Genomic DNA, 24,027 nt, shown 5'->3' with positions numbered 1-24,027 from the left:
CAATAGACCAAACTTTGCAAGTGTTTTTTTATTTTTCCAGGATTTTCCTGAACATTCAAAACAAGAAAGTTACTTGACAAAACTAGTACAATATTCTATAATTGTGATATCAGTAATTGTTACTGTTACTACAGAGAAAGGAGGAGATGTCATGGCATCACTAAAGTACAGCCGCCAGAGAGAATCCATCAAAGAATTTCTGATGGGCAGGACGGATCACCCGACGGCCGATGTGGTTTATGAGAATATGAAACTCATTTACCCCAATATCAGCCTTGGCACCGTATACCGCAATCTTTCTCTTCTTGCTGATATCGGAGAAATCAAAAAGCTCCCCAGTTTTGGCGGCGCAGACAGATTTGATTTCCGTACTGACCAGCACAGCCATTTCATCTGTACAAAATGCGGCAGAATAATGGACATAGACACGGAAAACATTGATCAGCTTTTGGAAAAAACAGCATCAAAGTTTGAAAGTGGGCAGGTTCTCGGTTTTTCGGCACGATTTTTCGGGATTTGTGAAGATTGTTTGAAAAAGGAGAAAAACTAGAACTTATACTTGACAAGTCTACATTAATATGTTAGATTAAAATAGTAATAATTACTATTATCAAAACTAAATAAATCAAAATAAAAGGAGAAAAAAACTATGGCAAAATGGGTATGTAATGTTTGTGGTTATGTTTATGAAGGAGAAGCAGCTCCGGAAGTATGTCCAATCTGTAAAGCACCTGCTGAAAAATTTTCCAAACAGGATTCCGAGATGAGCTGGGCTGCTGAGCATGTTGTTGGTGTTGCTCAGGGCGTTAGCGAAGACATCCTTGCAGATTTAAGAGCAAACTTCGAGGGCGAGTGCTCTGAGGTTGGTATGTATCTGGCTATGGCACGTGTTGCTCACAGAGAAGGATATCCGGAAATCGGCTTATACTGGGAAAAAGCTGCTTACGAAGAAGCTGAGCATGCTGCAAAATTCGCTGAGTTATTAGGCGAAGTTGTTACTGACAGCACCAAGAAAAACCTTGAGATGCGTGTTGCTGCTGAGAACGGCGCTACCGCTGGTAAATTCGACCTTGCAAAACGTGCAAAAGCTGCTAACCTTGACGCTATCCATGACACTGTTCATGAAATGGCAAGAGACGAGGCTCGTCACGGAAAAGCATTCGCTGGTCTGTTAAAGAGATACTTCGGCTAAGAAAAGTCTTATTTTTAACCTTTAAGGGTGTGCGGAATATCCCGCACACCCTAATTTATTTGATTCTTTTATGCCGGTTCCTCATCGCCAAAACCACGGGAGCACCTCGATTTGCCCCACAAATCCCACCGCTGCAAATAGCTCCTCCCTACATTTCAGCCCTTTTCTGTCATTCTCCAGCCGCAGCCGCTCCCACACGATTATAAATCGTCTGGCAATCCTGGATATGCGGAATCCCCGTAGCATCTGCAGCCGCCCCGGCTGTCACCAATATGTACTCACGCCCTTCAATTTCCGCAAAGCTTGCAAGGCAATGCCCCGCTTCACTTGTATATCCCGTCTTCCCTCCAAGAATCTTTCCGCCCGTCACCGTCGTATCACTCAGATTTTTAAACAAGGTACTATAATACGTAATCCCATCCGGATGAACATTCGTCCCCGGTGTAGAATGCCGTGCCGACTGAACGATCTCCCGAAACGTACTATTATGCAGCGCATACCGCAAAAGCACCGCTATATCATAAGCAGAACTATAATGATCCGGATCATGAAGCCCCGTAGAGTCGCAAAAATTCGTCTTCTTCATCCCCAACCGTTCCGCCTTCTTATTCATCTTTTCCACAAATGCCTCTTCCGAACCAGCGACTTCATCCGCCAAAGCAATACAACACTCCGCCCCCGATGGAAGCATCACTCCATACAAAAGATCGATCGCCTTCACCGTCTCCCCTGGCTGGAATCCCGCCTGCGTAGCATTCTGCTCATAAAGCCCCGCAAACATCTCATCCGTCAAAGTAATCTCTTTTTCCAGGCTATCCAATGCCTCAATCGCCACAATAGCCGTCATAATTTTCGTCATAGAAGCCGGATAAATCGCATCCTCCCCCTTAACCTCACTGATCACCTTCCCACTCCCCGCATCCATCAAAACCGCATTCGTACTATGAATCCCCGAAAGATCCACATCCTTCACCACCGCCCTGTCAAAAACCCCCGCAAGATTTCCAACCCACGAGCTAACCCCCTTATTCCAACAAAGCACAACCCCCAACGCCAAAAGCACCACAATCTCAATCACCGCACAAACCAAAATCCTCTTCCCCGAATTTCTCCGTCTCCTCCTACGCCGTCTAGCCACTCCAACACCTCTCAATCCCAAACTCTCTCTTACACATAACAATATAACACACCGAAAACTCATACCGCGCCTACGACTTCCACTCATCAAGTGTTCACATTATACCATGGTCACTAAGTTCATGCTGCACTTTGCAGCTTGCATTCACTAAGTGTCCAGCCATATGTTCTCACTAGACTCGCACTTCGCCTAACGGCTTGCGCTCATCAAGTGTTCACATTATACCATACTACCACCCATTCCTGTAAATTATCTCTAAATCCAAACCTTCCCGTTCGCCCCTCCCCCATATGAGGTCGTTTACGCCGCCGCTCTTCCGGAGCCGATGCACAGGCGGGGAGTGAGAGAAGGTACAGAGGCTTTTGCAGCGGGACCTGGAATTACTTAGGCCTCTGCGATTTGCGTTGGAGCGGATTTGGGCACTGTCTGAGCGAAGCGAGTTTGCCCAAATCCGCGACGCCTTTAGCAAATCGAAGAAGCCTTAGTAATTCCGTCCCGCGAAACGCCTCTGCACCTTCTCTCACTCCCCGCCGTCCCCTTCCCCCCAAAAAAAGAACACCCGCACAAAACGGGTGTCCTCATAAATCTATTAAGCCAATTTCATCGGATTAATCTTCACACCAGGACCCATTGTCGGAGCGATGGTAACGCTCTTCAAATACTGTCCCTTTACAGTGCTCGGTCTAGCCTTTAAAATAGCTCCAATCAGCGTCTGGAAGTTGTCGCTTAACTGCTCCTCGGTAAAGGAAGCCTTACCAATCGGAACATGGATAATGTTAGTCTTGTCAAGACGGTACTCAATCTTACCTGCTTTGATATCATGAACCGCTTTCGTAACATCCATAGTTACAGTACCAGCCTTCGGGTTTGGCATTAAACCTTTCGGTCCAAGTACACGACCCAGACGTCCTACAACACCCATCATATCAGGAGTTGCAACAACAACGTCGAAATCCAGCCATCCTTCGTTCTGGATCTTCGGAATCAGTTCCTCTGCTCCAACAAACTCAGCGCCTGCTGCCTTTGCTTCCTCGGCCTTAGCATCTCTTGCAAATACTAAAACACGAACCTGTTTACCAGTACCATGAGGCAGAACTACTGCACCACGGATCTGCTGGTCTGCATGACGTCCATCGCAGCCTGTGCGGATATGAGCTTCGATAGTCTCATCAAATTTAGCAACTGCAGTTTTCTTAACTAAGCTGATAGCTTCTGCGGTATCATATAATGTTGCGCGGTTCACTGCTTTCGCAGCTTCCACGTATTTCTTTCCTCGTTTCATTTCTATAACCTCCTGTGGTATTTGCGGGGAAAAGCCCTCCCACTTAAAATTTGCGATTAATCAACTACTTCAATTCCCATACTTCTTGCAGTACCTGCGATCATGCTCATAGCTGCTTCGATGGATGCTGCATTTAAGTCTTTCATCTTCATCTCAGCAATTTCCTGAATCTGAGCCTTGGTAACCTTTGCAACTTTTGTCTTGTTCGGTACGCCGGAACCGGATTTGATGTTAGCAGCTTTCTTCAGAAGAACTGCTGCCGGCGGAGTTTTGGTTATGAAGCTGAAACTTCTGTCTGCATAAACAGTGATAACAACAGGAATGATCAAGTCGCCCTGGTCTGCTGTTCTTGCGTTAAACTCTTTTGTAAACTGAACGATATTTACACCGTGCTGTCCAAGTGCAGGACCAACTGGTGGTGCTGGAGTTGCTTTACCAGCGGGAATCTGTAATTTAATATATCCTGTTACTTTCTTTGCCATTTTTCGGCACCTCCTATGTGGTATTGGCGGGGGTGTATCCCTCCCACGATATCTGTTACCTTATTTTTACATCTTTTTGATTTCTGCGAAACTAATTACTACCGGCGTCTCGCGGCCAAACATCTCAACATTGATGGTCACAACTTGCTTCTGCATGTTGATAGCCGATACAACACCTGTGGTATCTTTCCAGGCTCCGCCTGTGACAACCACTGTATCGCCCTCTGCGAAATCGACCTGAACAGTCTCTTCCTTGATGCCCAGCGGCCTCATCTCTTCTTCCGTCAGCGGTACAGGCTTGGATCCAGGTCCTACGAAACCTGTCACACCTCTGGTATTACGGACAACATACCAGGTATCGTCATTCATCACCATGTTGATCAGAACATAACTCGGAAACATTTTTCTCTGAACCTGCTTGGCAGTTCCGTTTTTCATTTCCACTACATCTTCCAGCGGAACGCGGACCTCCAGGATCTGGTCTTCCAGATGTCTGTTTTCGATCGTCTTTTCAATGTTGGCTTTTACCTTGTTCTCATACCCGGAATAGGTATGGACAACGTACCATTTCGCTTCTGACATACAATCACCTTTGTCCTTATTTGATTAAAAGATTAATGCATTCCAGAATGCCTGCATCCATAACGCTGATAATTACGCCCAAAAGCACGGAAACAACAATCACCACTACGGACTGCTTCATCAGTGTATTGCGGTCTGTCCAGACAATCTTCCTGAATTCAGCCTGAAGTCCCTGAAACCAACTTTTCTTCTGGCCTTTTGCCTTGCCAGCAGATTTTTCCTTTTCTTGCATAGCCTAACCTCACAATCTTCAGTGACTATTTTGTTTCCTTGTGCATTGTGTGTCTCTGGCAGAACTTACAATATTTCTTGGTTTCCAATCTCTCAGGATGGTTTTTCTTCTCCTTCGTCATATTGTAGTTACGCTGCTTGCACTCGGTACATGCTAATGTAATCTTAACGCGCACAACTTCCACCTCCAGTGTTTTCATTTGCATGGTCTTCTTCCTATGAAAACTGCTTATCCGCCGCAATTTTCGGGCATAAAAAAAAGACCTAACTTCCATGTCGCTTGTCCAGTTTACCATAGACAGTGCGCTTTCGTCAAGTCTTTTCCAGGAATTTCTTCTTATATCTTCTTATAAATATCCCATCCGGCTTCCCCGGTCATCGCTAAAAATAATCATATCCCCCATGAATATCCACAACGCTTCCATTCATATATCCGTTAGTGAGGATTGCATATGCCATATCGGAAACCTCAGATACCTCCCCAAAACGATGAAGCGCAATTTTTTTGTTGATACGCTCATAGCTTTCCGGGCTTCGATTCTCATGCCATGCTGTCTGGATAAAGCCTGGCGCAATGGCATTTACCGTAATTCCCTTCGGCTCAAACTCTTTCACAAGAGATTTTGTGAGAAAATGAATTGCCGCCTTTGTCACTCCGTACACCAGAGAGGAGGAATAAGCCTGCTGTCCTGCATACGAGCCTGTGAAAAGGATGCTGCCTCCTTTTTCCATAACCGGACGCAGCTCCTTTACCAGAAACACCGGAATAGAAAGATTTGTGTTTACCACCTTTGTCCATTCTTCAAAGGTATAGTCCTCATATTTTTTATAAATCCCGATTCCCACATTGTTTACCAACCAGTCCACATGTCCGGCACGCTCTGTTATTTCCCGGGCAAAACAGATCATCTCTTCATAGGAGGACATGTCTGCGCGCAAAAGAATAACCTTCTTTTTGTTTTCCTCCGAAAGCGCCTCCCAAAAAGCCTCCGCCCGTTCCCGGTTGTGCCCATAGCTGACAAAAACCAGATCCTCCGGTCCGGAATGCGTCAGGATCTTCTCTGCAATCCCCCGTCCAATGCCTGACGTTCCGCCAGTCACCACTGAAACTCGACTCATAACTTTAATAACCTTTCATAAACTTCATCCGGTGCATAGGGCTGCTGGTTGTGAATCGGCTCTCCAAGACAGGTCTTGGGATATGCGTAGGTTCCCGGCTCCATGGTGATCTCCAAAAGCTTTGGGCCTTTACCCGCCAGAAATTCCGCCGCACCGCTTTTTGCCTTTTCACATTCCATTGTCCTTGCCTCAATCCCATAGGCTCTGGCGACCTCCCCGAAACAGCAGGAAGAAAATCCGCTGCCATCAGACGTATCTGCAAACACATTGTCAAAATAATCCCGCTGAAGATGACGGATCATGCCCAGAGCATTATTGTTTGTCACAATGATTTTGACCGGAATGCCCTCCCGTTTTACCCACTGCAGCTCCTGGATATTCATCTGGAACGCTCCATCGCCGCAGATACAGGCAACCGGTTTTCCCAGAGCATAGTAAGCCCCGATGGCAGCCGGAAGAGCATATCCCATAGCCCCGTGACCGCCGGAAAAAAGCAGCTTCTGCCCCTTCTGGTTTTCGAAGGACTGGTAGCTCCATACCATATGCTGTCCTACATCTACCGCCACGGCAGAGGCGTCCTTAAGCTGTCTGCTCAGCTCCCTGATCATTCTGTTGGGATAGCGTTCCTCTGTGGCATCATCCACTGCCTGAAGGCTTTCTTTGATTATCTGACAGACCTTAAGCCACTCACGGCTTTTTTCGTCCGCAGAAAGCTCTAACTCCGACAAATGCCGGATCACCGCCCCCGCGTCTGCACAGAATTTCTGCTCCCTGTCTCCATTCTCATGGATATCCCTCTGTAAATTAAAGGAATCCAGATCAACACGGATAATCTCCGCATCCTTTGCAAACTCGTGTACCTTTGTCCCAATCTGCCTTGTACAAAGGGAAATGCCGAAGCATAAAAGCAGGTCACTCTTTATATTCGCGATCATATTTGCGTATCTATGCCCGTAAGCGCCGCCGATGCAGCCGAAATTCAGCGGATGCTCATATGGCAGCGCAGATTTCTCCAGCACGCTGGTAACCACAGGAATGTTCAGCTTTTCCGCCATCTCCAGCAACATCTGCTGTTCCTGTCTGCCGCTGACTCCATGGCCCATCATGATTACAGGACGCTTTGCTTTCCCAAGCGCTGTCTCAATGGCTGATGCTGCTCTGCAAGCTGTTTTCTCATTCTTATCCGCCTCACAGACAACTCCGCTCTCCTGCCCCCATTCCTCCGGTAGCATATCATAGACAGGCGTTTCTACCTCTCCTCTCTGCACATTCATAGGCAAATCAATAAGTACCGGACCTTTCCGCCCGGTATTTGCTATATAATACGCTTTATTCAGCTCTTTTACAATATCCTCCGGCTCACGTACCTGTACCGCATACTTTGTCACAGGCTTCGCCATAGAAACAATGTCAATCTCCTGAAATCCCTGCTGTCTCAGACCATCGATCCCTGAATATTCATAGGTATTTAACTGTCCTGTAAGAAACACCACAGGCAGAGAGTCAAAATAGGCATCCGCCACACCGGAGAGAAGATTCACCGCTCCCGGCCCGCTGGTGGCATATGCGCAGGCACAGTCCTCCTTTGCCTGGGCGTAACCGCAGGCGGCAAAGGAGGCTCCCTGCTCATTGTAGCAGGAGTGGCTTCGTGTTTCCGGGTTTTTCTCTATGGAATCAACGAGATGGGCGATCATGGTTCCCTGGTATCCAAAGAAATCCTGAATCCCTTTTCTCTGCAAAAACTCAACTACAAAATCCGTTAATTTCATCTACAACTTACCTCCAGAACTTCTCTACCTTCCCCTTTAGCGCAGTCCGCCCTGTTTTTTCAAGCATTGCCAGAAAAATCTCCAGAAGTTCTTCATCCGGCGCAAAAATCTCGTTGCTTTTCAGGCTCTTCACCATAGCCTTTGTATATGGCACAAAAATCTCTTCCAGCGCCGCATAATCCTTATTTTTATAAAGATTCTCAATATAGTCTTTTTTCTTCAGATAATAATTCTCCAGTTCAATGCGGGAGCCACAAAATTTTGCATAATTCCAGCTCCAGGTCAGATATTTCTTCTGGTTCCGTCCGTAGGTATCCTTCCTCCGGGCGCGGTTCCGTTTCTTAATAAACCGCTTCTGGCTTCCAATCTCCTGAAAATAATCCTCATAGCTCACCAGAGCGCTAACCATCTGGGCAGCCTTTGGCACATATTTTGCAAATTCCTTTTCCCTGTATTCCGGCCCGTAATATTTCGTCAGATAGAGACTGAGCTTTTCCGGTGCCAGGAATTTCTTTCCCTCAAGCATGACCTTTCTCGTTCCATCAAAGGTTTCCGCAGGAAAATAAACCGTCTTTTTCTTTAAACGCAATACGTACTCCTGTGTTTTCTCCACATTCTGGCGCTTGCAGAAATGGCGGTAAAGACTCCTTCCCAGCCGACCGCGTCCGGCAATGCAGCGGAAACGCATGAACAGGCGGCACAGGAATCTCTTTTTCCCTTTTTTATCGCCATAGAAATCACACATCTCAATCCAGCCCACTTCTTCTACGCGATTCCACAGATGCCGCAGCCTGGAATTCATTTTTCCACGCAAAGGCAGAATGTTAATGCCTATCCCCGGATATTTAAAATTACGTCCCTCATTCAGTCGGAAATCCAGGGTATCCATATCCGTATACCGCAGAAAAAAGCCCGGGAAGAATTTATTGTTATTCATAGACTCCAGGATTCTCCGCTCCGGACACCCCTCTTCCACCGCCAGCCTGAACTGCTCCATATCCCCAATCTTCATGTAGACAACGCCTGCACCGGGATTCTGGGGAAAAGGCTGCCCTGTCACACTGCACAGGGTGAGCTGCGGGGACAGATAATATGTAATTTTGTGCTTTCTGCATATCTTATCCACTTCTGCGAGAAGAGATAAAACTTTTTTCTGCTCTCTATTCAAACCAGTCTGCTCCAATCTGCTCTTCTTACAAAACCTTCCGTGCCAAAGCCTGGATTTCTTCCACGCTTCCGTATTTGTCCAGCCATTGATCCAGATATTCCGCTGCATCCGTTTTAGCCGCATAAATCCTTGCTTTTTGGTCTCCCTCATAGAAATCCGTGAGGAAGATCCTGGAAAGCTCCGTCTTTACGTAGGAACGGCCGGAAGCACATTCCATGGCTTTCCTATAATTTTCAAATGCCTGGGCCGTCTGCCCCTGTTTCCTGCGTGCATCGCCCAGCACCTTATACACCTCGGCAAGCTTATCCTTGCGAAGCTGGCAATCTTTTACCTTCTCTGCCATCCATTCCAGCTCGCCTGGCTCCTCCGTATAAAGGATATCTGTGCGGAGTGTGGCAAGCTCTGCGGGGAACCCCAAACGTTCCCATGCCTTCGTCAATGCCTTTTTATAAATCTCTGTATTCTCTGTAGTTTCCTCCCGCTCACCCGGACTTGCTGCCGCATTATCCAGCTTTTGCATGATCTCGCCAACAATTGACTCCATCTCATGGCGTGTCTGTGCTGCGCTGACACGCGCCAGATAAAATGCCTCCTTCACCAACTCATCATTGGGCAAAAGCCTGTTCCACAGGGTCATAAGCTTCAATGCTCCCTGCTTTTCCCTGTTTCGCAGAAGCATATAGCAGGTCTCCACTGTCTGCTTTCCGTATGGTTTCAGAAATTTGTCCAGCTCAAGCTGGGTAATTCCATTATTCGTTTTTTCACGGGCATCGGCAAAAACCTCAAGCGCATCGGCGCATTTGCCCTTCATCCACAAAAGCTCGCCCTGGTATTTCAGGAAATATCCGTCCTCCGGATAAACCTCCAGTGCCTCCCTGATAAACTCCTGAGCCTCACCTGGATATCCGTCCTTTCTCGCCCTTTCCATCAGGAAACAGCACTTAAACTTCATAAATCCAGGCGCCTGGGGATACCTTTCCAGAAGCTCCTCTGCAATCTGCTCTGCCTCTTTCAATTCCCCGAATTCGTAATGGGAAACGCCTTTTCTGAACAGCACAATATCTGCCTTAAGTTTTTCCAGTTCAGGCGTCAAATGATCCATGTTTTCTTTGACCTGGAGCATCCTGTACGCCTTTCCCACCCGTTCTGTGTAAATCAGCGTCAGCATAGCTGCCAGGAATGTATCATCATCAACCTCCAGGAGCGTAGGGTGATAAAAGGCATAAATACCACTGAAATCCTCCCTTCCGATAAATCCGGCACTTAACTGTACCTGGAAATAATTACCGAATATATCATTTAAGGTCTTAAAATCCCGCTCCCCTGCAAGGTCCTTCACGCTGCGTCCGCACTCCCGGATACGGGCATTTAAGTCCATTACCGTACTTTTTGCACGAAGAAGGTCACGCTTGTGGTTAAGACGATGGGTGCGTTTCGCCGTTGCAAGATAATAAAGCTTGCGCATAATGGCGCTTCGCTTCAGTTTTCCCTTTTTGATGCCCGGCAGATAATCCTCTCGCAATTCCTTGTAGCTGATGCCCTCCACCGTGATGGCATCGTGGGACTCTCTCTCTCCGTGAGGCGGAATGTAAGACCATTCATCCCCGTAATGCCAGATCAGGTAATCGCTCATGCGGTGGGGAACCATAACATCAAGTCCCTCAAATTTCATATATCTTACAGGGAACATCATATCTTTATCAAAGAGAAACGGACAGCCGCCCCAGCGCATGGCATAACGTGGGCAGTCCTCCTCCTGGTAGGAAAACATGATCTTTTCCAGCTTTTTCAGCGTCCTGTCCCTTCCCAGAAAAGCATAGGACAAAAGCCAGCGCAGATATTTGGTTACAGGGATCTCCCAGCGTGCGCCGAATACCACCGCAATATTTACCAGCTCGGAGTAGATCATCATATGGGTTCTGTATTTTTCGTATTCCCTGTCATCAGCCGGAATGGGATCCAGCGTCAGCACGTCTATAATTTCTCCTGCAGTATCATCTCCGATGATCTGATGCTTATGAAGTGCGCAGCTATCCGTGGAGGCATAGCGTGGAAAGGTATTTGTATAGGATCTGTCCACATCCACACATTGGAGGGCACGATGCTCCGGAAGCTGTGTTTTTGACAGCTCCACCAGCTTTTCCCAGTCATCCCGGGGCATATATACATCCACGTCGTCATCCCACGGAATAAAGCCTTCATTCCGCACAACGCCGATAGCAGTCCCGCCCGCCATTACATATCTCAGGTTATTCTCTTTGCAGATTTCATCCAATTCCTGAAAAAGCTGCAGCAGATGCTCCTGTTTTTCTGTCATTTGTTATCCTCTTTCATCAATGATTCTGAGAATGTCAACCAAAGTCCTGGATTCCTCCGTAAAAAGTCTGGTACATTCTGTCCGTTTATCGCTAATCATGATCAACAGCTCCTGAAGAAGATAACGGAAACCGTTTCCCTCAAAGTTAAAGCTGAATCTCTTTAAAAACTGTGTGTCATCCACCTTTACCTCAAAATATCCGGTATTCCACCAGTCATTTGGAATAGTAATGCGCCCATTTGTGCCGATCACCACAAACTCATCCTCCACCTCAACAGAACTGCTGATCTCAATGGTGGCAATGGCTTTGGGATATCGCAGGGTTATCATATTATAGATCAGGTGTCCCTGGTCATCCTTTACAGCGTTGGTGTTTACCTCAAGGAAATCTTTTCCCAAAAGCTTGATGATGGCGCAAAGAGGATAAACAACAGTCTCATTAAATGATTTTCCTCCCTCAAAATGCTCCTGGCATATGGAACATTTTACGCACACCACACTGCCTGCCACATCGCCGTGTGTCAGCCAGACAAGCTGGTTAAAAGCCCTCAGGTATACAAGGTTGATTTTTTCCACAAGAACTACATTCTGCCTGGCTGCCAGTTCAAAAAGTCCCTTTACTTTTTCAGGGCTTAAGGTCATAGGCGAATCGCTGATCACATATTTCCCCCGTTTCAGAGCCTTCTCGATATACCCGGCACGGGTTTCCAGAGGAGTCTTGATATAAACGATCTCCACCTGGTCCAAAAATCTGTCAAAATCCGTCCCGTAGGAATCAAGCTCATATTTTTTGCAAAAAATCCTGGCTGCATCCTCGTCCTCGGAAAATACACTTTCCACATGAACGCCGCTGACATACTTTGCTTCCCACACGATCCCGTTATCCCAGGTATCGTCTGTGACAACGCCTACATTATAGTTCGTGCCTGCGCCCCGCAGCTTGGTGCTGGAAATATTTTTTGTCCGCTCCAGATAAACCACCTCACAGTAGCTTTTCAGATAATCAAATTTTCCTCTCCAGTCGGAACCAAGCACCAGCACATCAATATTGTATTTGATTATATCACTTAATTTCTGTCCCTGGTATTCCTCAATTATGATTTCATCAGCAAAGCCTGTCTGCCGGACATTCTCAATTCTTTTCAGGAGGCTGTCGCGCACATTCAGTTTCCCTCTCTCAATGTCGTAACTTTCGCTGGTAACTCCCACGATCAGATAATCGCCCAGCGCCTTCGCCCGTTTCAGAATGTTGTAGTGCCCCTGATGAAACAGGTCAAATGTTCCGTAAGTGATCACTCGTTTCATATTTTACCCCTGTTATTACAATCCCCTGTTTATTACTTCAATACTGTTACTATTTACAGACCTTTTCCCTTCTCTTCTGTTTCCAGCGTTGCCGCCAGCTCAGCGATCGCCTTGCGGCGCTGGCTTAATATTTCAAATTTATTTTCCTTTTCCTCATCGTACTCATCCTCCGGAAGCTCTGTCTCTTCCTCTATTTCCTCCTCAATCTTTTTCTCCCTCTTGAAAAAAATAAGAGTTATAAGATACAAAATTCCATTATACAGCCAGTTTACAGGCGGGCTTCCCAATATCAGAACAAATACCAGTGAAACACCCAGGAGCGCCCACACATTCAGAAGCTGCGGGATTTTCAATATCAGAAGTCCATTCATCACAATCATGATGGGATAATGGAAAAAGTAAATTCCCATGGTATTTCTTCCGATAAAAGTAAACGGAAGCTTTATATCCGGCAACAGCGCCAGTAAAGTAATGATCAGCGCAAAGGATACCAGATACATCAAAAGCCTGATGACCATTCCTTCCGGATCATTCATGCCGCAGACTTTATAGGAATGATTTCCCCGGAAAATATCTACCGGGACTGCGTTGCTGATCATATAATTCGGGACTGCATAGAGCAAAAATGCAGCCAAAAACAGCAGCACCCATTTTCCCTTGAATTTACGGACCGCATGAGTATATTCGCTTTTCCAAAGATAGCCTGCCACAAAAAACGGAAAAAATACTACGATTCTGGATGCCGACAGATAGGTGCTGAACTCCGCTCTCGTCCCTGCCCACAATGCAAAAATAATGCTCAGGGGTACGATAAAGCGAATCCTTCCTAACGCTTCTATGGTAAGACGGTAGGCAAAAAGCGCCAACACATACCACATAACTGTTCCTGAAGGACGGAGCAGCTCATAATCAACATTATTCCCTAGCCATATCTGTGAATACCAGGTCAGGCTGTACCCCAGAACATAGGGTATCAGCAGATTTTTTACGTTCTTTAGCACATTCTGCGGCTTCTTTGACAGATAGCCTGATACAAAAATGAACGCTGGCATATGAAAGATGGTGATTCCATACCAGATATAGCGTACCACCTCATCCACCTTCACCAACTGAAACGCGATGATGTGGTTGAACACGACCAGAAATATTAAGATTACTTTAATATTGTCCATCAGAAAGGAGTATGGAGCCTCCTGTCCGGCTGTATTTTTACTCATTTTTTGTCCATCCTGTAATAATTTATTGAATAAAGGATAACACACTTCCAGGGGTTTTGGAATAATAATTTACATTTTTGAAACATTTACCGTTCTAAAAGACGGCGCAAAAAACGGATCTGATGGCGGTAAGGGCGGGATTTTTTGTACTTTTCCTGGCTGAACGTATCCAGCGTACACTCTGCCTTAGGTGCAGCCGCCAAAAGAATCGCAATCGTTCTCATATTATCCGTAGAAGTGATCAGCACCTCATCGAAGTCTGCATTGCCAAGATATTTGCGGCATTCCTTTTTTCCAAGGGACAATATATGACCTACAGGATAAAGGAAGGACAGACCTGCCCGGCTTATGAGGGCGCTGGCTATTTTCCATGGTTTTCCCTTTTCCATATCCGGCTTAAGCGGAAGATAAGAACAGCCTGGTGCCAGGCGCGCTGTATATTTTTCAGAGTCCGTGTTTCTAAAATCGTTAAATGCAAACCAGAAATCCTTTTCCGGGTGAGCCAAAGCCATATCGTTTATTTCCTCGATCAGCTTATTGGACAGCTTTCGCCCGGAATAATATAGCACACGAGACCGCCCGGAGTTTTCCGGTATAACTCCAATCCCGCTTTCTTTTTCATCCAGGATGTCTCCCAGAAGCTGCTGCGCCGTATTGGATAGCGGCTTTGCCGATGCCCAGGCTCCATCCTCCCGAATAATTCCGGCAAGCTGCGGTACGTTATCGCTGTGCAATACTCCGCGCTCTGTAAGCTCTTCCTCCAGACTGCGGTCATCCGAATACTGCATTCCATCACAGAGGAACCGGATCACTTTCCTGCCCTGTCCCGCAAAATGCACCAGTCCCGGATGGTAGTCAGAGATAAATACATCACAGGCCGCAGCAAAATCGTAAAGTTCATATTGACCGGGCATTGGATGAATATGGGCAAAATCCCGGAAATCAACATCATTTTTTCCAGCAAAGCTTACGTATGCTGACTGATTTTCGTCTAATTCTGCATCCAACTGGTAAAGCGCGGAGACAAAGCTCTTGTACGCCTGAGCTGTTTCTACTGCAGTTTTTCCCAAAAGCTGCGGGCAAAGCAATATTTTCTGGCAATTATCTGAAAGTCCCAGCTCCCTGTTGATATTTGCGTTCTTCTTAACCATTTCCAGCGGCATTCCCGTCACATAAGGCGTGGGACAAATATCCTGCATCATGCAATTTCTCATATAATTGTGCCGGATGATCTCATCTGTAAAATACAGACTGTCTGCCAACAGCATACTGTGCTGCCACAGTCCGATATCCGCCTTGCTGTGTCCGCAGTTTACCTCTGTCAGCGGATACAGACTACTTCCGCAAAAAAGCATGAAAAATTGTCCTGGGATTTTTTCTGTATAATAAGGAAGAGGGCAATCTGCCACCACGCATCCCGATTGTGCCAGCGCTTTTCCATACTCCTCTGTCTCAGGCTCTACCAGGGTTATTTGGGAAACATTCTCCAGTCCCTCCAGGGAAGAGACCGCTCCTTTTTCTAAAGACAGGACAAGGCGGCAATCCTTTCTCTCTCCTATCAGATATAGCAGCAGGGCCTTTATTCCCGAATCGAGTCCCTGTCCGCTTCTGGATTCCAAAAAAACCTGTTTTTTATCTGTTTTGCTGCTTTTTATTGTACTTTTGTACGCCTGAAACGCGTCTTTTTCTCTCTCCAACATGTCAGAAGGGCTGTATTCCTTCTCCGGCTCGTGGGCACATTTGTACTCCTTCAGCCAGGTTTTCTGCGCATCCTCGTCCATACCGTCACAGGCTTCCACAAAGCCAAGCATTTCCTCCCTTGAGCCGTAGAGGTAAAGCATTCTGGAAAGATGGGCAGGCAGGAAATATTTCACATAATGGTTTTCCCGCCAGTTGGGAATCTTCTGCTCCATATAGTCAAAAAGCTCGTTCACGATGCGAAGCTTCAGCTCTTTTTTATCCTTTTCGTAGTTGGTGAGCATTTTCCAGAAACGGTAAAAGAAGTGGCGGACTGCAATAAAGTCCAGCTCTTCCCGGTATTTTTCCCTGAGTCCCATGCGCTCCATATTTTCATTCAAATAAATTACCGCTTTTTTCACATCCAGCGTAGCCGGGATAAGACTTCCCAAAAAACCCACATTTTTTCTGTAATTATAAAGGCATTCATTCACCACACCGATAGAGGATGCCTTTACCGCCAAAAGGTAGGCAATGGGCAAATCCTCAAAACGGATTCCTTCCGGGAAGGAAAGGCCTTCAAAAAGCTCGTATTTTATAAATTTAATCCATGGATAAGGGGATACAACAGGAAGCTCGCAAGGCTTTTCAGAGACTGTGTAATTCTGACTGTAATGGCTCACCGCAAAAGCCGTCCGCTCTCCGGTCACGCTGTCCACCTTATAGTACCGGAACAGTATCAGGTCATTTCTGTCCAAAACAGCTTTCCGGTAAAGGCGCTCACAGGCGTCTCTCTCCACATAATCGTCACTGTCCACAAACCACACATACTCGCCCCGCGCCTTGGAAAATCCCAGATTACGTGCATGGCTGACGCCATGGTTTTCTGTTGTATATATAAATAATTTTTCCGGATATCTGGCCTTAAACTGCTCCAGAATGGAAAGACTTGCATCTGTGCTGCCATCGTTTACAGCTACAATCTCCACACCGTCAAGGGTCTGGGATACCAGACTTTCCAGACAGCAGGCCAGATATTTTTCCACATTGTAAACCGGCACGATCAAGCTCACTTTAAAAGGCTTCATTTATGTCCCCTCATAATCCTGTGTACATTCATCAGACATCAGCTCCTTTGTTTCAGCAGGAAGCTTGGTCTTTCATATAATAGTAACAGTTCAGTAACAGGATTTCAAGAAAAACCTCTCTTTACCAAAAGAAGACCTCTCTGCCCCGGGGTTCTGAAAAATCTCTGGACGAGAGCCTATAGGATACGTTATAATTAGGAAATTAAAGTTGCCGTCTGTAAATGGTGCAGACAGGCCGCACGGACACGCAGGATTTTGACGAAATATGCAGACAGATAAGAGGGATATTGTGAATAAAAGGGAAGATTATAAACGTTTTATTGTATTTTGCCTTGCCAGTCTGATCATCCTGGCGCAGGCAGCCGTTTTTGCTTATGTTTGGTATGACTATTACAGAGGGCTGATCGATGAGCCCTTCTGGCGGAAGGGTAACTGGGTGCTCATTGCTATCTATGCGCTGATTGATGTATTGTTTTCCAGAATTTACGGTGGTCTGAAGGTTGGCTATCTGAAAAGGATCGATGTATTTTATTCCCTTTCTCTTGCAACCATTTGTACCAATATTGTGATGTATTTCCAGATCACTCTGATCAACCGCTGGTTCTTGTCGGCTGTTCCCATGCTGGAAATGACAGGGGTTCAGCTTTTGTTGATCATTGCCTGGATCTTCGGTTCCCGGTATATATATTCCAGACTGTACCGGGCCCGGAAGCTTTTGATCATCTACGGTGACAGAGATCCCGGGGATCTGATCCAGAAAATGAATTCCCGCAGGGACAAGTATGATATCAGCGGTATGGTCCATATCGATACGGGCGAAGATAAAATCCATGAGATGATGGAACATTATGAGGGCGTTATTATCTGGGACCTTCCCAGCCAGATACGGAACCGTTATCTGAAATACTGCTTTGCCCACTCCATCCGCTGTTATATGAGCCCCAAAATTTCCGACATTATTGTGATGGGAAGCGACCGTATCCATCTGTTTGATACACCCCTCCTTATGTCCAGGAATCTGGGCATGTCCGTGGAACAGCGTGCCGCCAAAAGGCTGCTGGATATTGTGGTCTCCGGAATCGGGCTTCTGATCGCATCCCCTCTTATGCTGCTGATCGCCCTGATCGTAAAGCTTTATGACCATGGACCTGTGCTGTATACACAGAACCGTCTCACCTATAACGGAAGGACGTTTAAAATCTACAAGTTCCGCAGTATGCGGGTTGATTCTGAAAAGAGCGGCGCAAGGCTGGCTTCCAAGCATGATTCCCGCATTACTCCTGTTGGAAAGATTCTGCGCAATCTTCACCTGGACGAGCTGCCGCAGCTTTTTAATGTATTTAAGGGTGATATGTCCCTGGTGGGGCCACGCCCGGAACGTGATGTCATCATGAAGGAATATGAAAAAGAGATTCCCGAATTTTATTACCGCCTGAAGGTGAAAGCCGGACTTACGGGATACGCCCAGGTTTACGGGAAATACAATACCACACCTTATGATAAGCTGAAATTGGATCTGTTTTATATTGAAAATTATTCTTTTCTTCTGGATATTAAGCTTTTGTTTATGACCGTTAAGATTTTCTTCCAGAAGGAGGTTTCCGAAGGAGTGGATGACAGGCAGTTTAATGCCCTTAAGACTTCTACTGAAAAGAAAGAGGAGAAACGTTGATGAATGAACCGATGGTTTCCGTGATCATGCCCGTTTATAACGGCGAAAAATATATCTGCCAGGCCGTGGAGTCTGTATTTTCCCAGAATGTTTCCCTGGAACTGCTGGTGATCGATGACTATTCCGCAGACGGAACTGCCGCCGTGCTTGCTCCCTGGTGTGACCGGGAGGATTTCCGGTATTTCCGCAACGAAAAGAATCTGGGGGCTGCCGGGTCACGGAATTATGGTGTTAAGATGGCGCGCGGAAAATATATCGCTTTTCTGGATGCGGACGACTGGTGGGCTGACGGAAAGCTCCGGGCACAGCTTGATGCGCTGTCAGGGACTGGAGATGTGCTGTGTTCCACCGGGCGGGATCTTATGTCACCGGACGGAACCCCTGTGGGGAGATATATTCCGGTGAAAGAACGACTGACCTACCGGGAGCTTTTGAAGCATAACAGCATCAACTGTTCTTCTGTTCTGCTGCTGCGTGAAGTGGCGCTGGAATTTCCAATGGAGCACGATGACAGCCACGAAGATTATATTACCTGGTTGAAAATCCTGAGAAAATACGGTCATGCCACAGGAATCAACAAGCCGTATCTGAAATACCGCCTCAGCGAGGGTGGAAAATCCCGGAACAAAGCCAAATCCGCCCGCATGACCTATCAGGTATACCGCTATGTGGGCTACGGCCCCATAAAAAGCGCCTGCTTTTTTATGTCTTATGCGCTGCATGGGATTTGGAAGTATCGATGAAATGGGGGGTGCCGCTGCCCTTGTTTTTATTTGTGCAGGTCCTCTTTGATCTGTGTAGTGGAAATCTCAGGTGTTCTTGGCAGGTAAACTACCTCACAGTAGGGTTTTAGAAAATCGAATTTTCCTTCCCAGTCATCGCCCATGACGAAGGTGTCCACATGATACTCTTTTACATCTGTCACCTTTTGCTCCCAGTTCTCTTCCGGGATCACCAGATCCACATACCGGATGGCTTCCAGGAGGTGCTTGCGCTCCTCATAGGAAAAGTAGCATTTTTTGTGCTTTTCGTTCCAGTTGAACTCGTCTGTGGAAAGCGCCACGATTAGATAATCTCCGTATTTTTTTGCTCTCTGTAATAAATTTATATGTCCGTAATGGAGCAGATCAAATGTACCGTAAGTAATTACTCTTCTCATAAATTCCCCCGCCAGGTTTATATTAATTTCTATTATACCCGTCCTGCATCTCTAAGTCAAATATCTTGATTACTATCCTCCATTCGCAGCCAACTGCCTTGCGTAATCTTCCCATACTCCAATAAACAGTAATCCATCCCAACAGGCGCAACAGCAGCTTGTTTACCGAAACTGTCGAATTATGTCGAAATCTCTTTCTTTACATTTCCTCCCATTTCGTATATATTGATAATATCCTCAAGGGATGTTATGGCATTTTCTACTATCTCTCCCGGCATTTCGCCGGATTATTCCCATCTACTAAGACAGAACAAGGAGGTGTTGCCTCATGCCTTAACCGTATATTTGTATTTTTCACTTTTAAACTATAGGAAAAAAGATTATAATAGGAGTGTGTAAACATGAAAAATGATTTGGCAAAAAGCATGTCAGACCATGTGACACAGGAACCTTTCGTTCCTTCCACTCCCGATGAAGGCACTTACGTGCAGAGAACACATAAAGACAAATTATTCCGGTTTATTTTCCGGGATAAAAAGAAGCTTTTACAATTATATAATGCCATCAACCAGACGTCATATGAGGATGTCAGCCAGCTTACCATCATGACCCTTGAAAACGTGATTTACCTGGGATACAAAAATGATGTATCCTTTCTTCTTGACTGGGCGCTTTGTCTCATCGAGCACCAGTCCACCTGGAATCCCAATATTCCACTGCGCGGATTTTTATACTTCGCCCGGCTTTATCGCGCTTACATAGAGAAGGCAGAAGTAAACATGTATGGCACCAAGCAGATTCTTCTTCCTTTTCCCCAGTTTCTTGTATTTTATAACGGAACGGAGGAAAGACCCGAACGGGATGTCATGTATCTGTCCAATTCTTTCGTAAAGCCGGAGAATATGAGCAGTGATTTTGCCACGCCAGCGCTGGAATGTCAGGCCATTGTACTAAATATCAACTACGGCAAAAACAAGGAACTGATGGAAAAATGCAGACCCCTTTTAGATTATTCACGTTTTATCAGCTATATCCGCGAAAACATTGAAAAGGGGCACAGTCCCCAGACAGCCGTGAATCTCGCCGTAGACCGCTGCCTCCAGGAAGATGTCCTGACCGATGTGTTGAGGGAACACCGCAAGGAGGTTGTCACCATGTTTTTGGACGAATACGATGATGAAATTTTCACAAAAAGAATGTACAAAGCCATCGCTGAGGAAGCGAAAGAAAGTGGGGTGAATGAGGGACGCGAAGAGGGCCTGAAGACCGGACGCGAAGAGGGCTTGAAAATTGGACGCGAGGCCGGATTGGAAACGCTAAACCGCCTCAACCAATTCCTTCTTCAGGATAACCGCCAGGAAGATTTGCTTAAATCTATCTCCGATCCTGCTTTTCAGGAAAAGCTCCTGAGAGAATATGGTCTTTCTGTTTCCGGCACTTCCGAATAACCTTTCACCGCATTTTTAACCCCTCTGCTCGTGCGGACTTTGCGCAAAGCAGTCCGCACGTTACCCTTCGAAAGATAGGTAACTCTTTAATCAGCCATTTTAAGCAAACCATTGTCGCAATCTGATTTAAGCCGACTATCTTCCCCCAAGCTGCCAGAACGCAACCGCGCTTGCTGCTGCAACATTCAGGGAATCTACGCCATGGGACATGGGAATGCGCACCGTATAATCACAGTCTGCGATGGTGTCAGCCGCCAGTCCGTCTCCTTCTGTTCCAAGAATGATTGCCAGTTTTTCTTCGGACATCAGCCTGGCATCATCAATGCAAACCGATTCTTCACTCAATGCCATGGCTGCGGTTTTAAAGCCCAGTCTGTGCAGAATTTCAATCCCCTGTCCGGGCCAGGAATATCTGCCGTCAAAAAAGGTCCATGGGATCTGGAAAACTGTGCCCATACTCACCCTGATGGCCCGCCGGTACAGCGGGTTGCTGCAGGCATTTGTCAGCAGCACTCCGTCCATATTCAATGCGGCGGCAGAACGAAAGATTGCCCCAACATTTGTGGGATTCACTACATTTTCCAGCACCGCGATCCGCCTTGCGCCTTCGCATACTTCCTCCAAAGATGGAAGCTTAGGCCGGTACATGGCACATAACATTCCTCTCGTAAGTCCAAAACCTGTAAGCTGGGTCAGCACCTCAAATTCTGCCGTGTAGACCGGGATATCACCGCATCTCGAGATCAGCTCCTTCGCCTGTGTCTCCACATGCCTGCGCTCCGCCAGAAAAGACACCGGGACACATCCTGCATCCAGCGCACGTTCAATGACCTTTGGACTTTCCGCAATAAAAATCCCTTTTTCCGGTTCGTGACGGTTTAGCAACTGATTTTCTGTAAGTCTTGCATAAATATCCAGCTCTGGTGCTGAAAAATCTCTGATTTCAATGATTTTCGGCATAAACAGTCTCCTTTTGCAAGCTATAAAGTCTTCTCAAACGCAATCCGCTCAGCCCCATCCTCGCAGCCGCCCTTTAAAAAGATGCTGCCGCAGGGAATAAAACCCGCTTTCTTTAACGCGCGCTGCATAGGCAGATTTCCCGGATGAGTGTCAATACGCACAGAATGAAACCCTAATTCCTCTGCCATGGAAAATCCATGTCTAAACATTCTTCCCGCAATGCCCTTTCCCTTGCTGTCATCAGACACACATACTCTGTGCATAGACGCATATGCCCCGTCTGTGAGCCATTCCCCCTCTATTTCACCATAAGAGACATCCGGTGTTGTCTGAAATGCGAAAGCTCCCAGCACTTTACTGTCTTCTACTGCCAGCCAGGCTGCCTCCTCCCGGATGTCCTGCGCCCATATCTCCTCTGACGGATAGCCGCTCTGCCACTGGTCCAGACCAAGCCGCTTTAGCTGCGCCTTTGCCTCCTTTGTGATCCTCCATATTTCCTGCAAATGTTCCGGTTTTGCTGTTATAAACTCCATAATATCCTCTATCCCATCTGATGTTTTTGTTCCTTTTTAATATAATTCCGCACCTTTGTCCCGTCAACTGTTTTATCTTCCGCTAATATGCCATCACAGATACTTTCCCCACAGCTACCGCATCCTTGCGAAAATGCCATCCCTATGTTAAGATGGAAGCATACTTAACGCACGGAAAGGAGCTGCTGCCCCAAGCGGCAGAGAAAACCAAATGAAATTAAGCGTGATCATCCCTGTCCACAACGCGGCAAAATACTTAAATGCCTGCCTGGACAGCGTTTTAAACCAGGATATACAGGATTTGGAGGTTATCTGTGTAGACGATGCCTCTACGGACAATTCCGCGGAAATCATAGCAGAGTATCAAAAACAGGATTCCCGGGTTTCCCTGATCAAAAATCCTTCCACCATGTACGCAGGCACCTGCCGCAATACAGGGTTAAAAGCAGCGCAGGGCGAATATGTACATTTTCTGGATTCCGATGATATAATTGAAGAAGGAGCATACCTCCGCTATTATAATATGGCAAAGGAAGCGGATGCCGACCTTGTAAAAGGCAGAAGCAACTGCTTTGACAATGACACTGATGAAATCTCCACCACCCCGCTCCTGGATCTGTCCGAGGTGCCGGAGGATGCTTTCGGGAAGGTAACCACCTTTGCCCAAATGCCGGAAATTTTCAGTCATGTCAGCGTTGTGCCGTGGAATGGGATTTATAAGACTCGCTTTCTCAAAAAAAACGGGATCGAATTTAACCATCTCATCTGCGTCAATGACCGCTCTTTTTTCAACGAAGCTGTCATTCTCGCCGGGCGGATCCTTCTCACAAAGGAACGCCTTGTGAAATACCGAATCAACAATAATCAGTCCCTTATGGGAAACCGCGCGCGAAATTTCCAGTGTCAGTTCCAGTCCTTTGCCATTGTCCAGGAGCAGTGCAGGAAATACAGCCTGACCGGACAGTCTCTGGCGTGTATTCTGGAGCGAGAGCTGATCGACCTGTTTATCTGGTACCGGAAATATAAAAAGCTGCCGGAAATACAGGATAACATCATCTCACAGACCACGGAATTCGCCCGCACCCTGGATATTTCCCCGCTCACGGATCATCCCCCTGCATTTAAGTGGTACTATGATTATCTGCTGCTTACCAGGCCCAAATTCTTTGAGGATTATCTGAAAAGCTTTGATAAAGAAAGCGACTGCAAAAAACAGGCAAAGAAACTCATGGCACAGTCTTCAAGCCTTACGGATTTTCAGGAACGTCTGACTGCAAAGCCTGCTCAGGAGCCCATCCAGAAATCCTCCGGGCTATTCAAAAAAGCCCTAAAAAAATGCAAAGGCTTATTTTCCTGACATCTCGCCGGAGAAGAGATCATCCTTTAAAAAAAATATATACGAAAGGACTGCTAAAATGGCTATTAACCCAATGAAACTACTGCAATTTAAAACCATGTGGGATGAGTTCACCAACCGCCATCCCAAGTTTCCCCAATTCATAACCGCCGTCACCCAGCACGGCATCACAGAGGGAACCGTCATCGAAGTGTCCGTCACCACCCCGGAGGGAAAAAATTTCACCTCCAATCTGAAGGTCACTGCCGAGGATATCGCTGCAGCAAAAAGCCTGCAGGACGCACAGTGATCAAAACAGCATTAGACCGCCAGTGGCTTCCCCATTTGGCGG

Annotated in this window: 23 protein-coding genes; 7 read left to right on the top strand and 16 right to left on the bottom strand. The window is 46.6% G+C overall.

What is annotated here, in order from left to right:
- The first annotated feature begins 151 nt into the window (after positions 1–151).
- Together ACESZH_RS03770 and ACESZH_RS03765 are read left to right on the top strand one after the other, a co-directional pair.
- A complete protein-coding gene (locus tag ACESZH_RS03770; protein WP_373212332.1) occupies positions 152–550 on the top strand; it encodes a transcriptional repressor in 399 nt (132 codons plus the stop codon).
- 99 nt (positions 551–649) lie between these two features.
- On the top strand, positions 650–1,192 hold the full coding sequence (locus tag ACESZH_RS03765; protein WP_373212333.1) for an NADH peroxidase: 543 nt from the start codon (positions 650–652) through the stop codon (positions 1,190–1,192).
- Positions 1,193–1,361: 169 nt separating this feature from the next.
- Here ACESZH_RS03765 and ACESZH_RS03760 read toward each other — a convergent pair whose 3' ends face one another.
- From ACESZH_RS03760 to ACESZH_RS03700, 13 genes are all read right to left on the bottom strand, one after another.
- The gene (locus ACESZH_RS03760) at positions 1,362–2,282 is read right to left on the bottom strand and encodes a D-alanyl-D-alanine carboxypeptidase family protein (RefSeq protein ID WP_373212336.1); all 921 of its coding nucleotides are present in this window, start codon (positions 2,280–2,282) and stop codon (positions 1,362–1,364) included.
- Positions 2,283–2,919: 637 nt separating this feature from the next.
- Complete coding sequence (gene rplA, locus ACESZH_RS03755) at positions 2,920–3,612, bottom strand: 50S ribosomal protein L1 (RefSeq protein WP_373212339.1); 693 nt, start codon at positions 3,610–3,612, stop codon at positions 2,920–2,922.
- 56 nt (positions 3,613–3,668) lie between these two features.
- Positions 3,669–4,094, bottom strand: a complete 426-nt coding sequence (gene rplK, locus ACESZH_RS03750) for a 50S ribosomal protein L11 (protein ID WP_373212343.1) — start codon at positions 4,092–4,094, stop codon at positions 3,669–3,671.
- Positions 4,095–4,160: 66 nt separating this feature from the next.
- Positions 4,161–4,676 carry a transcription termination/antitermination protein NusG gene (nusG, locus tag ACESZH_RS03745; RefSeq protein ID WP_373212345.1) on the bottom strand — a complete coding sequence of 172 codons (516 nt, stop codon included), beginning with the start codon at positions 4,674–4,676 and terminating at the stop codon, positions 4,161–4,163.
- A gap of 16 nt (positions 4,677–4,692) precedes the next feature.
- Complete coding sequence (secE, locus tag ACESZH_RS03740) at positions 4,693–4,908, bottom strand: preprotein translocase subunit SecE (RefSeq protein ID WP_373212347.1); 216 nt, start codon at positions 4,906–4,908, stop codon at positions 4,693–4,695.
- A gap of 25 nt (positions 4,909–4,933) precedes the next feature.
- Positions 4,934–5,083, bottom strand: a complete 150-nt coding sequence (gene rpmG / locus ACESZH_RS03735) for a 50S ribosomal protein L33 (RefSeq protein WP_373212815.1) — start codon at positions 5,081–5,083, stop codon at positions 4,934–4,936.
- Between the two features lie 205 nt (positions 5,084–5,288).
- On the bottom strand, positions 5,289–6,026 hold the full coding sequence (locus ACESZH_RS03730) for an SDR family NAD(P)-dependent oxidoreductase (RefSeq protein ID WP_373212349.1): 738 nt from the start codon (positions 6,024–6,026) through the stop codon (positions 5,289–5,291).
- A complete protein-coding gene (locus tag ACESZH_RS03725) occupies positions 6,023–7,795 on the bottom strand; it encodes a thiamine pyrophosphate-binding protein (RefSeq protein WP_373212352.1) in 1,773 nt (590 codons plus the stop codon). The genes ACESZH_RS03730 and ACESZH_RS03725 overlap by 4 nt, the downstream gene beginning before the upstream one ends.
- Positions 7,796–7,802: 7 nt before the next feature.
- Positions 7,803–8,963 (bottom strand): hypothetical protein, encoded by a 1,161-nt coding sequence (locus ACESZH_RS03720; protein WP_373219854.1) that lies wholly within the window; start codon positions 8,961–8,963, stop codon positions 7,803–7,805.
- Positions 8,964–8,988: 25 nt separating this feature from the next.
- The gene (locus ACESZH_RS03715; RefSeq protein ID WP_373212355.1) at positions 8,989–11,280 is read right to left on the bottom strand and encodes a LicD family protein; all 2,292 of its coding nucleotides are present in this window, start codon (positions 11,278–11,280) and stop codon (positions 8,989–8,991) included.
- Positions 11,281–11,283: 3 nt separating this feature from the next.
- Positions 11,284–12,585 carry an adenylyltransferase/cytidyltransferase family protein gene (locus ACESZH_RS03710; RefSeq protein WP_373212358.1) on the bottom strand — a complete coding sequence of 434 codons (1,302 nt, stop codon included), beginning with the start codon at positions 12,583–12,585 and terminating at the stop codon, positions 11,284–11,286.
- A 53-nt stretch (positions 12,586–12,638) separates the two neighbouring features.
- Positions 12,639–13,802: an acyltransferase family protein gene (locus ACESZH_RS03705; RefSeq protein WP_373212361.1), complete on the bottom strand. Its 1,164-nt coding sequence runs from the start codon at positions 13,800–13,802 to the stop codon at positions 12,639–12,641.
- Positions 13,803–13,888: 86 nt separating this feature from the next.
- Entirely contained in the window at positions 13,889–16,567 is a 2,679-nt protein-coding gene (locus ACESZH_RS03700; protein WP_373212364.1) for a glycosyltransferase family 2 protein, read from the bottom strand.
- Positions 16,568–16,856: 289 nt separating this feature from the next.
- Between ACESZH_RS03700 and ACESZH_RS03695 the strand changes: the two genes are divergently transcribed.
- Together ACESZH_RS03695 and ACESZH_RS03690 are read left to right on the top strand one after the other, a co-directional pair.
- Positions 16,857–18,239 carry a sugar transferase gene (locus ACESZH_RS03695; protein WP_373212367.1) on the top strand — a complete coding sequence of 461 codons (1,383 nt, stop codon included), beginning with the start codon at positions 16,857–16,859 and terminating at the stop codon, positions 18,237–18,239.
- Positions 18,239–18,982, top strand: a complete 744-nt coding sequence (locus ACESZH_RS03690) for a glycosyltransferase family 2 protein (protein WP_373212369.1) — start codon at positions 18,239–18,241, stop codon at positions 18,980–18,982. Before ACESZH_RS03695 ends, ACESZH_RS03690 begins: the two co-directional genes overlap by 1 nt.
- Positions 18,983–19,008: 26 nt before the next feature.
- On the opposite strand, the gene tagD is transcribed toward ACESZH_RS03690, so the two are convergent.
- Positions 19,009–19,398, bottom strand: a complete 390-nt coding sequence (gene tagD, locus ACESZH_RS03685; protein WP_373212371.1) for a glycerol-3-phosphate cytidylyltransferase — start codon at positions 19,396–19,398, stop codon at positions 19,009–19,011.
- Positions 19,399–19,799: 401 nt separating this feature from the next.
- Here tagD and ACESZH_RS03680 point away from each other — a divergent pair, with 401 nt between their 5' ends.
- Positions 19,800–20,846 carry a hypothetical protein gene (locus ACESZH_RS03680; protein WP_373212373.1) on the top strand — a complete coding sequence of 349 codons (1,047 nt, stop codon included), beginning with the start codon at positions 19,800–19,802 and terminating at the stop codon, positions 20,844–20,846.
- Positions 20,847–20,981: 135 nt separating this feature from the next.
- Here ACESZH_RS03680 and ACESZH_RS03675 read toward each other — a convergent pair whose 3' ends face one another.
- Both ACESZH_RS03675 and ACESZH_RS03670 read right to left on the bottom strand, forming a co-directional pair.
- Positions 20,982–21,806, bottom strand: a complete 825-nt coding sequence (locus ACESZH_RS03675; protein ID WP_373212376.1) for a TrmH family RNA methyltransferase — start codon at positions 21,804–21,806, stop codon at positions 20,982–20,984.
- A gap of 20 nt (positions 21,807–21,826) precedes the next feature.
- The gene (locus tag ACESZH_RS03670; protein ID WP_373212378.1) at positions 21,827–22,339 is read right to left on the bottom strand and encodes an N-acetyltransferase family protein; all 513 of its coding nucleotides are present in this window, start codon (positions 22,337–22,339) and stop codon (positions 21,827–21,829) included.
- A 211-nt stretch (positions 22,340–22,550) separates the two neighbouring features.
- Between ACESZH_RS03670 and ACESZH_RS03665 the strand changes: the two genes are divergently transcribed.
- Complete coding sequence (locus ACESZH_RS03665; RefSeq protein ID WP_373212380.1) at positions 22,551–23,696, top strand: glycosyltransferase family 2 protein; 1,146 nt, start codon at positions 22,551–22,553, stop codon at positions 23,694–23,696.
- Positions 23,697–23,754: 58 nt separating this feature from the next.
- Positions 23,755–23,985, top strand: coding sequence for a hypothetical protein (locus ACESZH_RS03660; protein WP_373212382.1), 231 nt, complete (start codon positions 23,755–23,757; stop codon positions 23,983–23,985).
- Positions 23,986–24,027: the final 42 nt, after the last annotated feature.

Origin of the sequence: Ruminococcus sp. 5_1_39BFAA (assembly GCF_964240875.1) — a bacterium.
Taxonomy (GTDB): domain Bacteria; phylum Bacillota; class Clostridia; order Lachnospirales; family Lachnospiraceae; genus Blautia_A.
This window is presented reverse-complemented; position numbering and strand designations above follow the sequence as displayed.

Coding starts and splice junctions, on each gene's coding strand:
- ACESZH_RS03690 (WP_373212369.1), top strand. CDS start 18,239: ATGAATGAACCGATGGTTTCCGTGATCATGCCCGTTTATAACGGCGAA.
- ACESZH_RS03765 (WP_373212333.1), top strand. CDS start 650: ATGGCAAAATGGGTATGTAATGTTTGTGGTTATGTTTATGAAGGAGAA.
- secE (WP_373212347.1), bottom strand. CDS start 4,908: ATGCAAGAAAAGGAAAAATCTGCTGGCAAGGCAAAAGGCCAGAAGAAA.
- rplK (WP_373212343.1), bottom strand. CDS start 4,094: ATGGCAAAGAAAGTAACAGGATATATTAAATTACAGATTCCCGCTGGT.
- ACESZH_RS03675 (WP_373212376.1), bottom strand. CDS start 21,806: ATGCCGAAAATCATTGAAATCAGAGATTTTTCAGCACCAGAGCTGGAT.
- tagD (WP_373212371.1), bottom strand. CDS start 19,398: ATGAGAAGAGTAATTACTTACGGTACATTTGATCTGCTCCATTACGGA.
- ACESZH_RS03710 (WP_373212358.1), bottom strand. CDS start 12,585: ATGAAACGAGTGATCACTTACGGAACATTTGACCTGTTTCATCAGGGG.
- ACESZH_RS03670 (WP_373212378.1), bottom strand. CDS start 22,339: ATGGAGTTTATAACAGCAAAACCGGAACATTTGCAGGAAATATGGAGG.
- ACESZH_RS03680 (WP_373212373.1), top strand. CDS start 19,800: ATGAAAAATGATTTGGCAAAAAGCATGTCAGACCATGTGACACAGGAA.
- nusG (WP_373212345.1), bottom strand. CDS start 4,676: ATGTCAGAAGCGAAATGGTACGTTGTCCATACCTATTCCGGGTATGAG.
- rplA (WP_373212339.1), bottom strand. CDS start 3,612: ATGAAACGAGGAAAGAAATACGTGGAAGCTGCGAAAGCAGTGAACCGC.
- ACESZH_RS03665 (WP_373212380.1), top strand. CDS start 22,551: ATGAAATTAAGCGTGATCATCCCTGTCCACAACGCGGCAAAATACTTA.
- ACESZH_RS03705 (WP_373212361.1), bottom strand. CDS start 13,802: ATGAGTAAAAATACAGCCGGACAGGAGGCTCCATACTCCTTTCTGATG.
- ACESZH_RS03730 (WP_373212349.1), bottom strand. CDS start 6,026: ATGAGTCGAGTTTCAGTGGTGACTGGCGGAACGTCAGGCATTGGACGG.
- ACESZH_RS03725 (WP_373212352.1), bottom strand. CDS start 7,795: ATGAAATTAACGGATTTTGTAGTTGAGTTTTTGCAGAGAAAAGGGATT.
- ACESZH_RS03715 (WP_373212355.1), bottom strand. CDS start 11,280: ATGACAGAAAAACAGGAGCATCTGCTGCAGCTTTTTCAGGAATTGGAT.
- ACESZH_RS03700 (WP_373212364.1), bottom strand. CDS start 16,567: ATGAAGCCTTTTAAAGTGAGCTTGATCGTGCCGGTTTACAATGTGGAA.
- ACESZH_RS03660 (WP_373212382.1), top strand. CDS start 23,755: ATGGCTATTAACCCAATGAAACTACTGCAATTTAAAACCATGTGGGAT.
- ACESZH_RS03770 (WP_373212332.1), top strand. CDS start 152: ATGGCATCACTAAAGTACAGCCGCCAGAGAGAATCCATCAAAGAATTT.